This is a genomic window from Xanthomonas sp. BRIP62411, assembly GCF_003993525.1.
GTDB classification, from domain to species: Bacteria; Pseudomonadota; Gammaproteobacteria; order Xanthomonadales; family Xanthomonadaceae; genus Xanthomonas; species Xanthomonas euroxanthea.
Genome location: NZ_QEZI01000011.1, coordinates 1 through 14,813, shown reverse-complemented (window position 1 = coordinate 14,813; position 14,813 = coordinate 1). Strand labels below are relative to the sequence as shown.

Below are 14,813 nucleotides of genomic sequence, written 5' to 3'. Positions count from 1 at the left end.
GGTCTGCGATAGGTCGGGCGCATGCCCGGTGGAGAATGCGGAACCGGGCGGGCCGGTTCCTGCGTTTTACGGTGTCTCGGTGACAACTGCGCGGCGCAACGGGACTGCGTGGCGATGTGCCGCATTGCAACCGCGCCGCCGATGTGGCAGCGGGCGCGGCGGCCTCGCCGCGCGATCAGGCATCCAGGCGTTTTGAGCCTGCCGCCAGGCCGGCCTTGAGGCTGGCCTCGACGAATTCGTCCAGATCGCCGTCCAGCACTTTCTGCGTATCGCTACGTTCGATGCCGGTACGCAGATCCTTGATGCGGCTCTGGTCGAGCACGTAGTTGCGGATCTGGCTGCCCCAGCCGATGTCGGACTTCGTGGCTTCCAGCGCGTCGCGTTCGACGTTGCGCTTCTGCACTTCCAGCTCGTACAGCTTGGCGGCCAGCATCTTCATCGCGTTGTCGCGGTTCTGGTGCTGGCTGCGGCCGGTCTGGCAGGCGACCACGGTGTTGGTCGGGATGTGCGTGATACGCACTGCCGATTCGGTCTTGTTGACGTGCTGGCCACCGGCACCGGAGGAGCGGTACACGTCGGTACGCAGATCGGCCGGATTGATGTCGATCTCGATGTTGTCGTCCACTTCCGGCGACACGAACACCGAGGTGAAGCTGGTATGCCGGCGGTTGTCCGAATCGAACGGCGACTTGCGCACCAGCCGATGCACGCCGATCTCGGTCTTCAGCCAGCCATAGGCGTACTCGCCCTCGATGCGGATCGTGGCGGACTTGATGCCCGCCACTTCGCCGCCGGACACTTCCATCAGCTCGGTCTTCCAGCCGCGCGACTCGGCCCAGCGCAGGTACATGCGCAGCAGGATTTCGGCCCAGTCCTGCGCCTCGGTGCCGCCGGCGCCGGCCTGGATGTCGACGAAGGCATTGGCCCCGTCCATCTGCCCGGAGAACATGCGCTGGAATTCCAGCTTTTCGACATGGGTCTGGTACTTGTCCAGATCGGCGATCACCGCCACCGCGGTGTCTTCGTCCTGCTCGCTCTCGGCCAGTTCCAGCAGATCGGCGGCATCGGCCAGGCCGGCCAGCACATCGGCGATGCCGATCACGGTCTTTTCCAGCATCGAGCGCTCGCGCCCCAGGGCCTGCGCGCGCTCGGCGTCGTTCCACACGTCGGGGCTCTCGAGCTCCCGGCTGACTTCTTCTAGACGTTCTTTCTTGACGTCGTAGTCAAAGATACCCCCTGAGCGAGAGCACGCGATCGTTGAGATCGGTGATGCGCTGGCGGATCGGATTGGTTTCGATCATGACGGATTTCCGGCAAACAAGCCCGGTAGTTTAGCAAGCGGGCGGCGGCGGCGGAACGCGGTGGCGATCGTGACGGGCCGCAGGTTCGTGCCGGCCATGGACGTCATGGCGACCACTGCAAGCTCAGACCGGAGCAAGGCAGCCAGCAGGCGGTCCAGATGACGAGCCTCTGGGCTCATCTGCCACTACGAGGCTGGCGCTCGCTCCGGTCGCAAGGCTGACCGCCTGGAACGGTCAGCCCGGCGCGGCCTCGACACGCTGCGGTGTGGGCGCCTGCCCCGCCAACGCCCGTAATGCAGCCAGGTAACGGCGGCTGCACGGCAGCACGGCGGCGTCGGCCAGGTGTACGCGGGCGTCGCCGGATTCCAGCGGCTCGATCGCCTGCACGCGTGCCAGCTTCACCAGATAGCTGCGATGGATACGCACGAACACGGCCGGGTCGAGCCTGGCCTCGATCGCGGCCATCGTGCTGCGCAGCGGGTAATCGTGGCCGCGTACATGCAGGTTGACGTAGTTGCCCGACGCCTGGATCCACTCGATGTCGGCGGTGGCGACCAGGAAGTCGCGCCCCAGCTTGCGCACCAGAAAGCGTTCCGGACGGTCCAGTGGCTCGACCGGCGGGCCTTCGTCCGGCGCGGCCAGCAGATGCGCCTCGCCCTGCCGACGCCGGCCATACCATGCCAGCGTGTGGCGTAGCGCCACCAGCAGAGCAAAGGTGCGCAGATCCTTGGACAGTTCGTACATCCACTGCAACCGCAAGGCGCCGAAATCGTAGTGCGCACCGACCGCCAGATAGACCAGCTTGCGCAGCAGCACCATGCCGCTCACGTGCAGCAGCCACCAGGCAAGTGCAGCCGCAATATAGACAGGAACGCGCCGCCGCCAGACATCGGCATGCAATGGCCAACGCGTGCAGAGCCAGATCAGCGGCGGCAAGAGCAGCAGTGAGACGGTCGCGCTGCTCAACTCCCAGGTCAGCACCTGCCACAGCAGCAGCGGCTGACCGTCGCGCCGTGCCGCCAGCCATGTGCTGGCGGTGTTGCCCAGCGCGCTGCCATAGAAAACCAGCAGCCAGATCAACGCTACCCAGCGCCTGCCCGCATTGGCAGCGCTGTCGGTCTCGCGTTCGATCGCCCCGGACACAGGTGAATTCATCCGCGCATTCTATGCAAACCGCCCGCTTGCCGCCCCCGGTTCGTCCCTGCAGGACCGCAACTGGTCACTCTGGGACGACATTGCCACCCTTGGCGCAGCTGCCTGGGGCCGGCGTTGCCGAGGATGCGGGCACGTCTCCTACCGACACGACCATGACCGAGCGCCGCCACGATATCGACGCCTTGCGCGTCTTCGCCTTCGCACTGCTGATCCTGTACCACGCGGGCATGGCCTACGTGGCCGACTGGGAGTTCCACCTCAAGAGCGTGCACACCGCGCAGTGGCTGCAATGGCCGATGATCGTGCTCAACCGCTGGCGGATGCCCTTGCTGTTCATGATCTCCGGCATCGCCATCGGGCTGTCGCGGCCGCAGGCCACGCCCTGGCGCTTTGCCTTGCGGCGCTGCGGGCGATTGCTGCCACCGTTGTTGTTCGGCATGTTCGTGGTGGTCGCGGTGCAGGCCTATTGCCAGGGCGTGAGCAACGGCAAGGTCAGCCCGGGCTTGGGCAACTTCCTGTTGCGCTACTGGCAGGTGCGGCCGTGGCCGGCCGGCAGTTTCGATGGCTGGCAGCATGGCATCACCTGGAACCACCTGTGGTATCTGGCCTATCTGCTGCCCTATACCGTCGCATTGATGGCGCTGGTGTCGCTGACACGCCCGCTGCGGCTGAGTGCGTTACCGGGCCTGCCCGCTGCGCTGGCGGTGCCGGCACTGCTGCTGTTGCCGATCCTGTGGGAGGCGTTTTGCGTGCTGTGGGTGATGCCGCGCCATCCGCCCACCCACGCGCTGTTTGGCGACTGGTTCGTGCACGCCGAGTCGTTCCCGTTGTTCGTCCTGGGATACCTGCTGGCGCGCAGCGAGCGCTTCTGGCAGTGGGCCGTGCAGCTGCGCTGGCTCACGCTAGGCACCGCGCTTACGGCAATCGGCACCGAACTGGCCATCCGCTATGCCAGCATCCATGGGCAGACTACGCAACCGGGTGCAGCGCTGGCCACGCTGCCGTGGGCGGTGATCGAGCACAGCGCACGTGCCGCCTACACCTGGCTGGCGCTGCTGACGATTCTTGGCTGGGCCAGGCACCGATTGAACCGCCCGTTCCGCTGGCTGCCGTACTGCACGGAGGCGGTGTTCCCGTGGTACATCCTGCACCAGAGCCTGATCATCGTGACGCTGTACTGTCTGATGCCCCTGCATCTGAATGCCTGGCTGGAGCCGACGCTGGTGATCGCCGCCACCGTGATCGGCTGCTTGGCGTTGCACGAGTTTGCGATCCGCCGGGTGCGCTGGTTGCGTCCCTTGTTCGGATTGCGCGCACGCACGCCGCGTTCGGCGAGGAAGGCCGACGTCATGCCGATGACCTCATGAACACCAGGCGCAGGGGTGGCGCTGTTTCGCCTGCCACGCACTGGACTGCCCGTCGGCAGCAACGCAAGATGCGCGCCGGACACGCTCTTTCGAAGACACCATGCGCCCTACCCTGCTTGCCGCCACCTTGTTGCTCGCGCCTGTCGCCGCCCTTGCCGATGCGCCGGTCGGCATCGCCTTCGACCACCAGGACTGGACCATCGCCTGCGACAACACCCGCACCTGCCGCGCTGCCGGCTATCAGCCGGATGACGACGGCAGCACGCCGGTGTCGGTGCTGCTGACGCGCAAGGCCGGTGCCGGACAAGCGGTCACCGCCGAGTTGATGCTGGGCCAGTACGACGAGGTCAAGATGCCGGCCTCGCTCAGCTTGCGCATCGACCAGCGCGACCTGGGCAAGCTGGCATTGAATCGCGACAGCGGCACCGCGCCGCTGACCAGCGCGCAGGTGACCGCACTGCTGGCCGCACTGACCCGCAGCAGCAAGATCGTGGCAGTGGGCAACGATGGCCGCCGCTGGCAGCTGTCCGATCGCGGGGCGGCGGCGGTGTTGCTGAAGATGGACGAGTTCCAGGGCCGGCTAGGCACGCGCGGCGCACTGGTGCGCAAGGGCGATCGCGACGAGGCCACGGTGCTGCCGGCCGTGCCGGCACCACAGGTGCGCGCGGTCAAACTCGCAGCCCCGCAAGCGGCCGATGCCCGCCTGGGCACGCTGCCTGCGCTCTATCAAGCACTGCGTGCCAGCTTGCCGGCCGATGAGGAATGCAAGGGACTGCAGGCCGACGATACGGCCGAGCCGCTGTCGATCACCCGGCTCAGCAGCGACAAACTGCTGGTGTCGACCGACTGCTGGATGGGCGCCTACAACGTCGGCACCGGTTTCTGGGTGATCAATGCACGCGCGCCGTTCGCGCCGACCTTGGTGACCACGCACGCCAGCGATATCGACGGTTCCACCATCCTTGAATCGCAGAAGGGCCGCGGCCTGGGCGATTGCTACAGCGAGGCCAGCTGGACCTGGGACGGCCGCCGTTTTGTGCCGACCTCCGAATCCACCTCCGGCCTGTGCAGATTGGTCGCCGCTGGCGGCGCGTGGGAATTGCCGACCTTGGTGACCGAGGTCAAGAAGGCGCCCTGATCGAGGCGAGGACAGTGCGAGCGAGTGCGAGCGTCAGTGTGCGCTTGCACGGTCTTGCAGGACGCTTCGAACTGCAAACCAGCCGTCAGGCATGCGGCTCTTAGAGCATGTACTCCCGCATAAATGCCGCCTGTGGTGCGAAGCTCAGTGCAGAGCACGTGCAGAGCGGCTGAGCTGCTGCCTGGCTGCAGGGCCCTTGCCCCGCCCACCATCGCAGGACACGCCGCAAGTACGTCCCTGCAGGCTCTTCCATGTAGGCTCCGGCGCGGCATCCATGCCGCTCAAGGTCCCGCGACGGTGGGCGGGCAAGGACCTCTCCAGATAGTCGGTGTATGTGTTGCAGGCGGAGCACGACGCGTGTGGCTTGGATCACGGCGCGTCCGATCGGCTTCCCGGCACACGCCGAACAACACAGGGCCTTCAAGAAAACACCTGCAGCGTCGTCATCGCGAAGCTTGAAAACAAGATGGTGAAGCGGCCTGCCTTGACCAGGTCGCGGAAACGACATGCCGAGGCGGCAGCGTGGCCGGGGATTGGCGGAGAGCGGCACTCAGGATGTCCCGCGGCGGCGAGTCAGACAGGATGTCTGACCGAACCCAGGAGCCGATCCCCGGCCGCGCTGCCGCCCCTTACCGAAGCCAGCGACTGGCAGCCGCGCGCCTGAGACCCCGACGCTCAGCTCCCTCCACGGACGGATTCACGGCGCATCCGGCGAGCGGCGAGGACACCACGCGCCCTCGACCAACGCGGCCTGGATCATCCAGATGACGCCAGCTGCAGCCTACAAGAGATAGAGAGAACGCTGAGCCCGCAGCTCAGCCAGTGACTGTCGCCGGCTCGCAATGTTCGACGATCAACTGCACCGCGGTGCCGCCGCGATAGTCGTCGCTGACCAGGCGGTACGCCAGCCGCACCATGCGTGCCGGCTCGCTGCCGCGCCAGCCATTGAAGTGGATGGCGTTGAGCGGTTCGACGCGGCCGGCACAGCGCAGCGTGAGCTTGAGATGGCGCTCCTTGAGCAGGCGCCATTGCAGCACTTCGAACCGGCCATCGAACAGCGGCTCGGGAAAGCCCTGCCCCCACGGCCCGGCCACGCGCAGTGCCTCGGCATGCAGGTGATCGAGCTCGTGCGCGGCCAGTTCGCCGTCGCTGTGCAATTCGGCATGCAGCAACGAGGCGTCCACCATCGTCTGCACCTGGCGCTGGAATGCCTGCTCGAAGGTCGCCAGCGCGGCCTGCTCCAGGCTCAATCCGGCCGCCATCGCATGCCCGCCGAACTTCTGGATCAGGCCTGGGTGGCGCGCGTCCACCGCAGCCAGCACATCGCGGATATGCAGGCCGGGAATCGAACGCGCCGAGCCACGCAGCTGGCTGCTGCCCGGCTCGGCCGGCGCCAATGCAATCACCGGGCGATGCAGCCGGTCCTTGAGCTTGGAGGCGACCAGGCCGATGACACCGGGGTGCCAGTCGGCGTCGAACAGGCACGCGGCGATCGGCAATTCGCCATCGGCATCCAGCACCACCTTGGTGACCGCCTGCTCGGCATCGTCGGTCATCAACTGCTGCACCGCGCGACGCTCGGCGTTGATCTCCTCCAGGGTGCCGGCGATCTCGCGCGCCCGGCTCCAGTCTTCGCTGAGCAGCAGTTCGATGCCCAGCGCCATGTCTTCCAGCCGGCCGGCGGCGTTGAGACGTGGCCCCAATGCAAAGCCGATATCGCTGGCGCTCAGGCGCGCCACGTCGCGGCCGCTGGCCTCGATCAGGGCGCGCAGGCCGATGCACCCCTTGCCCTCGCGCAGGCGGCGCAGGCCGGCCGACACCAGCGCACGGTTGTTGGTGTCCAGTGGCACCAGATCGGCGACCGTGCCGACCGCCACCAGGTCCAGCAATACCGACAGATCCGGCTCGGCGCGTTCGGCAAAGGCGCCGCGCGCGCGCAGCACGCCGCGCAAGGCCATCAGTACGTAGAAGATCACCCCGACCCCGGCCAGGGATTTGCTCGGGAAGCGGTCGTTGGCCAGGTTCGGATCGACGATCGCATCGGCCGGCGGCAACACCTCGCCAGGCAGGTGATGATCGGTGACCAGCACCGTCCAGCCACGCGCCTTGGCCGCGGCCACGCCGGCGTGGCAGGCGATGCCGTGATCGACGGTGACCAGCAGATCCGGCTGCAATGCAGCCAACTCGTCCACCAGCGCAGGCGACAGACCATAGCCATGCACCATGCGATTGGGCACGGCGTGGTGGACATCCAGCGCGCCGAGCATGCGCAAGCCACGCACGCCGACCGCACAGGCGGTGGCGCCATCGCAGTCGAAATCGCCCACCACCAGGATGCGACGCTGCTGTGCGATCGCATCGGCCAGCAGCTCGGCCGCGACGTCGCTGTTGTGCAGCAACTGCGGCGACAGCAACTGCCCCAGACGCGGCTGCGCGCCCTGCGTATCGGTCACGCCGCGCGCAGCATAGATGCGGCGCAGCAGCGGCAACATGGCATCGGGCCAACTGCCGGCCTGCCCGGGTGGGCGCCGGACGATCCGCGGGGTGGAGGTCATTGCGCCAGCTGTGCCCGCGGCTTGCGCCAGAAACGCCAGCGTTGCGCATGCGTCAGCGACACGGTGTCGCCATCCTGGAAATCCAGCACCAGCCGATCCAGTTCGCCACGCGCCATTGCCGCCAGCAACGGCGCCACCGCGTCGTCGCTGAACTGCTGCAGCGAGCGCAGGTGCCGCAGGTCCACCAATGCGTCCACGCGTTGTTCGCCCTGCGCATCGGCGCCAGCCGCCAGCGCCAGCGCACGCAGCAGCGATTCGCGGCTGCGCACCTGACGGTGCGGCGAGCTCACCGCCTGCGGCAGCACGCCGCCGCCCCAGAACCACAGCGAATTGATCGCCGGCTTGCCGCTGGCCACGCGGCCCTCGTTCCAGGGATGCTGATGCAGCAGTACCTGCGCTTCGGTCAGCAAGGCACGCCAGCGTCGGCCGATCTCGCCAGCCGGCAGATGCTCGAACAGGTCATCGCCGATCGCCAGATCCGGCGGCGCGAAGTCGGGCAGCCTGGCATCCGGCGACAGCCGCAGATACCAGCGCGCAGGCGTGGGCGCATCCAGCAGGAAGCCGGCATCGCCGAACATCGGTTTGAGGATCGGCAACAACACCGCCAGGTCCTCGGCGGTAGGGCCGAGCGCCTCGCCGTAGCCCATCAAGCGGGCGCCCTGCATGTCCGGTACCACGTAGGCCGGATCGGCACGCACCCAGGTCGCACCGGCCGCATCGCCGGCATCGAGCTGGCGGGTCAATGCGGCCACCGGCCACTGCGCAGGCGTCAGCGTGAAGTGGCGCTGCAGCTGCGCCACCTCGCCGGGCTCGACGCTTTGCTGGTCGGCGCGCGCCAGCGCACGCGCCACCGGCGTGTCGCCCAACGCACCGGGCAGGCGGCGTCTTTCCGGCAGCAGCAGCGTTGCGGTGGTCATCGGTCGGTGGCGTCGCTCGATCCCGGCCCGTCAGTCCAGATAGGCAACGCTGACCACTTCGTACTCGCGCTGGCCGGCCGGGGCATCGATGGTGACCGAATCGCCTTCCAGCTTGCCGATCAACGCGCGTGCCAACGGCGAGGAGATCGCGATCATGCCCAGCTTGATGTCCGCTTCCAGATCACCAACGATCTGGTAGCGCTTCTCTTCGTCGGTCTCGGTGTCGGCCAGCGTCACCGTGGCGCCGAACACGATCTTGTTGCCGGCCGACAGCTTGGTGATGTCGATGATCTCGGCATGCGAGAGCTCGCCTTCCAGCTGCTTGATGCGGCCTTCGATGAAGCTCTGCTGCTCGCGTGCGGCGTGATATTCGGCATTTTCCTTCAGATCGCCGTGCGCACGTGCTTCGGCGATCGCATTGATCACCGCCGGACGCTTGACCGACTTCAGCTGGTCCAGCTCTTCGCGCAGGCGCTGCGCGCCCTTTGCCGTCATGGGTGCTCTCATGCTTCCAGTTCCTTGTGCAGTTCCTGCAGCGACCAGACAGGGCCGGTGCCGCGGAATTCCAGCGAATGCACCAGCGCCTTGGCGCCGGCAACGGTGGTCGAATAGGTCACGCGATGCTGCAACGCTTCACGCCGGATCGAGAACGAATCGGAGATGGCGGCGCGGCCTTCGGTGGTGTTGACGATATACACGATCTCGCCGTTCTTGATCGAATCGACGATATGCGGGCGCCCTTCGGCGACCTTGTTGACGATCTCGCAGTTCAGCCCGTTCTGCTGCAGCCAGGCGCCGGTACCGCGCGTGGCGACCAGCGTATAGCCGCGCTCCACCAGGGCCTGCGCCACCGGCAGCACGCGCTGCTTGTCCGGGTCGCGCACCGACACGAACGCCTTGCCCACCGGCGGTGCCTTGATGCCGCCAGCCTCCTGCGCGCGCGCAAACGCGGCGCTGAAGCTGCGGCCCACACCCATCACCTCGCCGGTGGAGCGCATCTCCGGCCCGAGGATCGGGTCCACGCCCTGGAACTTGGCGAACGGGAAGATCGCCTCCTTCACCGAGTAATAGCCCGGCACGATTTCCTTGGTGGCGCCCTGCTCGGCCAGCGTCTTGCCGGCCATGCAGCGCGCGGCGATCTTGGCCAGCGGCATGCCGATCGCCTTGGACACGAACGGCACGGTGCGCGAGGCACGCGGGTTCACTTCCAGCAGGAACACCACGTCGTCGCCGGCCTCATCGACCTGCACCGCGAACTGGGTGTTCATCAGGCCGACCACGTTCAGGCCTTCGGCCAGCATCACCACCTGGCGACGCAGCTCGGCCTGGGTCTTGGGCGAGAGCGAATACGGCGGCAGCGAGCAGGACGAATCGCCCGAATGCACCCCGGCTTCCTCGATGTGTTCCATCAAGCCGCCGATCAGCACGTTGCCGTCCTTGTCGGCGATGATGTCCACGTCCACTTCCACCGCGTTGTCGAGGAAGCGGTCCAGCAGCACCGGCGAATCGTTGGAGACCTTGACCGCATCGCGTACATAGCGCGCCAGATCGGATTCGCCGTAGACGATTTCCATCGCGCGGCCGCCGAGCACGTAGCTCGGGCGCACCACCAGCGGGTAGCCGATCTCGCGTGCCAGCACCAGGGCTTCCTCGGCATTACGGGCAATGCGGTTGGGCGGCTGCTTCAGGCCCAGCTTGTCGACCAGTTGCTGGAAACGCTCGCGGTCTTCGGCCAGGTCGATCGAATCGGGCGAGGTGCCGATCACCGGCACGCCATTGGCTTCCAGCGCGCGCGCCAGCTTCAGCGGGGTCTGGCCGCCGTACTGCACGATCACGCCCTTGGGTTTTTCCAGCTCGACGATTTCCAGCACGTCTTCCAGCGTCAGCGGCTCGAAGTACAGACGGTCGGAGGTGTCATAGTCGGTGGACACGGTCTCCGGGTTGCAGTTGACCATGATGGTTTCAAAGCCGTCATCGCGCAGCGCCAGCGCCGCGTGCACGCAGCAGTAATCGAACTCGATGCCCTGGCCGATGCGGTTGGGGCCACCGCCGAGGATCATGATCTTGTCGCGATCGGTCGGCAGCGCCTCGCACTCGTCCTCGTAGGTCGAATACAGGTACGCGGTGCTGGTGGCGAATTCGGCAGCGCACGAATCCACGCGCTTGTAGACCGGGCGGACCTTGAGCGCGCGACGCAGCGTGCGCACCGATTCTTCGTTGGTGCCGGTCAGCTCGGCCAGGCGCGCATCGGAGAAACCGGCGCGCTTGAGCGTGCGCAGACGCGCCGCATCCAGTGCCTGCATGCCGTCATCGGCCAGCTGCTGCTCGTGGCTGATCAGTTCCTCGATCTGATCCAGGAACCAGGGGTCGATGAACGACAGCGCGTAGACATCGGCCACGCTCATGCCGGCGCGGAAGGCATCGGCGACATAGAACAGGCGCTCCGGACCCGGCGCCTTGAGCTCGCGCTTGAGCGCGGCGATATCGTCTTCGCTGCTCAGGTCCAGCCCGGTCGGATCCAGCCCGATCTTGCCGGTTTCCAGCCCACGCAGCGCCTTCTGCAGCGATTCCTGGAAGGTGCGGCCCATCGCCATCACCTCGCCCACCGACTTCATCTGGGTGGTCAGGCGCGCATCGGCCTGCGGGAATTTCTCGAACGCAAAGCGCGGGATCTTGGTGACCACGTAGTCGATCGATGGCTCGAACGAGGCCGGGGTCAGGCCACCGGTGATCTCGTTCTTCAATTCGTCCAGCGTATAGCCCACCGCCAGCTTGGCGGCGACCTTGGCGATCGGAAAGCCGGTGGCCTTGGACGCCAGCGCCGAGGAACGCGACACGCGCGGATTCATCTCGATCACCACCACGCGGCCGGTGGTCGGGCTGATGCCGAACTGCACGTTGGAACCGCCGGTATCCACACCGATCTTGCGCAGCACCGCGATCGAGGCATCGCGCAGGCGCTGGTATTCCTTGTCGGTGAGCGTCTGCGCCGGTGCCACGGTGATCGAGTCGCCGGTATGCACGCCCATCGGGTCGAGGTTCTCGATCGCGCAGACGATGATGCAGTTGTCCGCGGTGTCGCGGACCACTTCCATCTCGAACTCCTTCCAGCCCAGCACCGACTCTTCCACCAGCACTTCGGTGGTCGGCGACAGTTCCAGGCCACGGCCGACGATCTCGATCAGCTCTTCGCGGTTGTAGGCGATGCCGCCGCCGCTGCCACCCAGGGTGAAGCTGGGGCGGATGATGGTCGGGTAGCCGACGCGGGTCTGGATATCCAGCGCCTCTTCCAGCGTATGCGCCACTTCGGCCCGGGGGCAATCCAGGCCGATCTCGCCCATCGCCACGCGGAACAGCTCGCGGTCTTCGGCCATGCGGATGGCTTCGCGCTTGGCGCCGATCAGCTCGACGTTGTACTTCTCCAGCACGCCGTGGTCGGCCAGATCCAGCGCGCAATTCAGCGCGGTCTGCCCGCCCATGGTCGGCAGCAGGGCATCAGGCTTTTCCTTGGCGATGATCTTCTCGACCGTCTGCCAGTTGATCGGCTCGATGTACACCGCATCGGCCATGTCCGGGTCGGTCATGATCGTGGCCGGATTGCTGTTGACCAGCACCACGCGATACCCCTCGTCGCGCAGCGCCTTGCACGCCTGCGCGCCGGAGTAATCGAACTCGCAGGCCTGGCCGATGACGATCGGGCCGGCGCCGATGATCAGGATGGTTTTTAGGTCGGTGCGCTTTGGCATTTCTTTACTCGATTAGGAACATGCGGCGAGCCGCAGGTGCGGAAGAGTGGCCGCGGCGATCGCATCGCGACGCGGCATGATGTTGCATCGACTCCACGGAGCCGAAAGCCGGGGTCATCCGGCGTATCCATAGCCCAGGGCGCGCAGGGTGTTCTGCATCCACTGATGCAGCGCGAACGCGGCGGCGAAGCTGACCAGGAGCAACAGCCAGCCGGTCCCGGAGGTCTTGCCCCAGCGACGCACCTTGTCCGGGTCGGTGTTCTGCATGCGCTGGTGAAAGGATCCTCCTCCAACCACATAGCCGATGCCGAAGACGACACACATCGGCACCAGCAAGGCCAGTTTGATGCCTCCGGGCAGCGTGATCGACGCCACGCCCGCCTGCGCCTGCTGCAGCGGCATCCAGACGCCCCAATAGGCCACGGCGGCGCCCACCAGCAGGATCAGCACACCCATCAACCGAGCGCTCATGCGCGCTTGGCATCCTTGGCCATCAGCTCCACAAACCGGTCGAACAGCGGCCCCACATCGCGCGGCCCCGGCGAGGCTTCCGGGTGGCCCTGGAACGAGAACGCCGGCGCGTCGGTCAGCGCGATGCCCTGGTTGGTGCCATCGAACAGCGAACGATGGGTCACCCGCACATTGGCCGGCAGCGTGCTTTCATCCACCGCAAAGCCATGGTTCTGCGAGGTGATCATCACCCGCCCGCCGTCCAGATCCTGCACCGGATGGTTGGCGCCGTGATGGCCGGTGGTCATCTTGACCGTGCTGGCGCCGGCGGCCAGCGCCAGCAGCTGATGGCCCAGGCAGATGCCGAAGGTCGGCACCTTCTGCGCGACCAGTTCCTTGATCGCGGCGATCGCGTAATCGCAGGGCTCCGGGTCGCCCGGGCCATTGGACAGGAACACGCCATCGGGCTGCATCGCCAGCACCTCGGCCACCGGCGTGCGTGCCGGCACCACGGTGACGTCGCAACCACGGTCGGCCAGCATGCGCAGGATGTTGAGCTTGACGCCGTAGTCATAGGCCACGACCTTGTGCTTCAGCTCGGTGCGCACGAACGTGTCGGAGTTCAGATCCAGCGAGCCTTCCTGCCAGCCGTAGCTGGTCTCGGTGGAAACCACCTTGGCCAGGTCCATGCCCTTCAGGCCGGGGAAGCTGCGCGCGGCTTCCAGCGCCTTGTCGACATCGATCTCGCCGGCCATCAGCGCGCCGTTCTGGGCGCCCTTCTGCCGCAGCAGGCGGGTCAGCTTGCGGGTATCGATGCCGGAAATGGCCACCACACCGCGGGCCTGCAGCCACTCCGGCAGTGCGACTTCGCTGCGCCAGCTGCTGGGGCGACGCGGCACGTCGCGCACGATCAGGCCGGCGGCCCAGATCTTGCTGGCCTCGTCATCCTGATCGGTAAAGCCGGTATTGCCGATATGCGGATAGGTCAGCGTGACCATCTGGCGGGCGTAGGAGGGATCGGTCAGGACTTCCTGGTAACCGGTCATGGCGGTGTTGAACACCACTTCGCCGACGGAAAGCCCGTTGGCGCCTACGGATTCGCCCTCGAACACGGTGCCGTCTTCGAGGACAAGGATTGCGGGTTGGGTCACGTGGGGGTCTCGCTCTGGCTGCCTGGGACTCCGATGCGCTTCCGGCCAAATTCCGGTTGCAGCAAAGCGCGGACGCGGTGCTGGGGACCGGTCCGACGCTGGTTCGGGCAAGCGAGAATTGTAAAGGCAAGTGCCCCGGCATGCCAGCCTGAAGAACACCGGCTGCCGTGCCGGCATCGCAATGGCGGGATGAATGCGCCACTGCGATCATTTGCCATTCATGCGCGGCGACGCACCGCTTACAGCACCAGATCGCGCACGCGATAGCTGCCGGGCGGCTTGCCGAGCAGCCGCTTGGCCGCATGCAGGGCACCACGCGCGAAGATGTCGCGGTTGGTGGCGCGGTGCACCAGTTCCACGCGCTCGCCCAGCCCGGTGAACTGCACCGTGTGCTCGCCGACGATGTCGCCGGCGCGCAGGCTGGCAAAGCGCGGCTGCGCGCCACTGCCGGTGGCCGCCTCCCCCAGCGTCAGCGCGGTCCCGGAGGGTGCATCCTGCTTGTGCACGTGGTGGGCTTCGACGATGTCGCAATCCCAGCCCGGCAGGCTGCCGGCGGCACGCTCCACCAGTTCGGTGAGCACCGCAACGCCCAGGCTGAAGTTGGACGCCCACACCAGTGGAATCTGCTGCGCGGCCTCCAGCAAGGCGGCGCGCTGCGCCTCATCCAGACCGGTGGTGCCGGACACCAGCGGTTTGCCGCGCTGCACGCACAACGCCAGGATCGGCGCGAAGCCCTGCGGCAGGCTGAAGTCGATCGCCACGTCGAAGCTCGGCGCACCGCCGAGCTCGCTGGCGGCGAAATACGGCACGCCGTCCACCACGCGCTGCGAAGGCGAGCGCCCCACCACCGCACCGACGACGTGCAAGGCCTCGTCTTCGGCCGCCAGACGCAGCAATGCCTTGCCCATCCGCCCGGAGGCGCCGTGGATCAGAACTTTCACAGGAGACGGTGTCATGGCGGCAGGCCTAGCTGGGCGATGGGGTTGTACAAGATAGCTGGGAATCGGGAATCGGGAATCGTAAAAGCTGGGAT

Annotated in this window: 11 protein-coding genes; 2 read left to right on the top strand and 9 right to left on the bottom strand. The window is 66.7% G+C overall.

All coding sequences use genetic code 11. From position 1 onward, the window contains the following. Nucleotides 1-175 precede the first annotated feature (175 nt). Nucleotides 176-1,301 (bottom strand): peptide chain release factor 2 gene (gene prfB, locus EO139_RS08195; RefSeq protein ID WP_104648650.1). Its coding sequence is split into 2 segments (ribosomal slippage): nt 176-1,225 and nt 1,227-1,301, totalling 1,125 coding nucleotides; the frame shifts between segments, so codons are not numbered across the junction. 234 nt (nt 1,302-1,535) lie between these two features. After that, the gene (locus EO139_RS08190) at nt 1,536-2,456 is read right to left on the bottom strand and encodes a LytTR family DNA-binding domain-containing protein (RefSeq protein ID WP_104585245.1); all 921 of its coding nucleotides are present in this window, start codon (nt 2,454-2,456) and stop codon (nt 1,536-1,538) included. 152 nt (nt 2,457-2,608) lie between these two features. Between EO139_RS08190 and EO139_RS08185 the strand changes: the two genes are divergently transcribed. Beyond that, on the top strand, nt 2,609-3,823 hold the full coding sequence (locus EO139_RS08185) for an acyltransferase family protein (protein WP_126970180.1): 1,215 nt from the start codon (nt 2,609-2,611) through the stop codon (nt 3,821-3,823). A gap of 100 nt (nt 3,824-3,923) precedes the next feature. After that, nucleotides 3,924-4,961, top strand: coding sequence for a DUF1176 domain-containing protein (locus tag EO139_RS08180; protein ID WP_126943058.1), 1,038 nt, complete (start codon nt 3,924-3,926; stop codon nt 4,959-4,961). 815 nt (nt 4,962-5,776) lie between these two features. On the opposite strand, the gene recJ is transcribed toward EO139_RS08180, so the two are convergent. The 7 genes from recJ to dapB all read right to left on the bottom strand — a co-directional run bounded on the left by recJ (nt 5,777) and on the right by dapB (nt 14,736). Next, on the bottom strand, nt 5,777-7,516 hold the full coding sequence (gene recJ / locus EO139_RS08175; RefSeq protein ID WP_126970178.1) for a single-stranded-DNA-specific exonuclease RecJ: 1,740 nt from the start codon (nt 7,514-7,516) through the stop codon (nt 5,777-5,779). Then, nucleotides 7,513-8,433, bottom strand: a complete 921-nt coding sequence (locus EO139_RS08170) for a phosphoglycerate mutase (RefSeq protein WP_126970176.1) — start codon at nt 8,431-8,433, stop codon at nt 7,513-7,515. The genes recJ and EO139_RS08170 overlap by 4 nt, the downstream gene beginning before the upstream one ends. A gap of 30 nt (nt 8,434-8,463) precedes the next feature. Then, nucleotides 8,464-8,928: a transcription elongation factor GreA gene (gene greA, locus EO139_RS08165; RefSeq protein WP_016903166.1), complete on the bottom strand. Its 465-nt coding sequence runs from the start codon at nt 8,926-8,928 to the stop codon at nt 8,464-8,466. 8 nt (nt 8,929-8,936) lie between these two features. After that, nucleotides 8,937-12,179: a carbamoyl-phosphate synthase large subunit gene (gene carB, locus EO139_RS08160; RefSeq protein ID WP_126943067.1), complete on the bottom strand. Its 3,243-nt coding sequence runs from the start codon at nt 12,177-12,179 to the stop codon at nt 8,937-8,939. A 114-nt stretch (nt 12,180-12,293) separates the two neighbouring features. Continuing rightward, nucleotides 12,294-12,635 carry a hypothetical protein gene (locus tag EO139_RS08155; RefSeq protein ID WP_232087973.1) on the bottom strand — a complete coding sequence of 114 codons (342 nt, stop codon included), beginning with the start codon at nt 12,633-12,635 and terminating at the stop codon, nt 12,294-12,296. An 11-nt stretch (nt 12,636-12,646) separates the two neighbouring features. Beyond that, nucleotides 12,647-13,780 (bottom strand): glutamine-hydrolyzing carbamoyl-phosphate synthase small subunit, encoded by a 1,134-nt coding sequence (carA, locus tag EO139_RS08150; RefSeq protein ID WP_104585273.1) that lies wholly within the window; start codon nt 13,778-13,780, stop codon nt 12,647-12,649. A 239-nt stretch (nt 13,781-14,019) separates the two neighbouring features. Continuing rightward, nucleotides 14,020-14,736, bottom strand: coding sequence for a 4-hydroxy-tetrahydrodipicolinate reductase (gene dapB / locus EO139_RS08145; RefSeq protein WP_126943070.1), 717 nt, complete (start codon nt 14,734-14,736; stop codon nt 14,020-14,022). Nucleotides 14,737-14,813 lie beyond the last annotated feature (77 nt).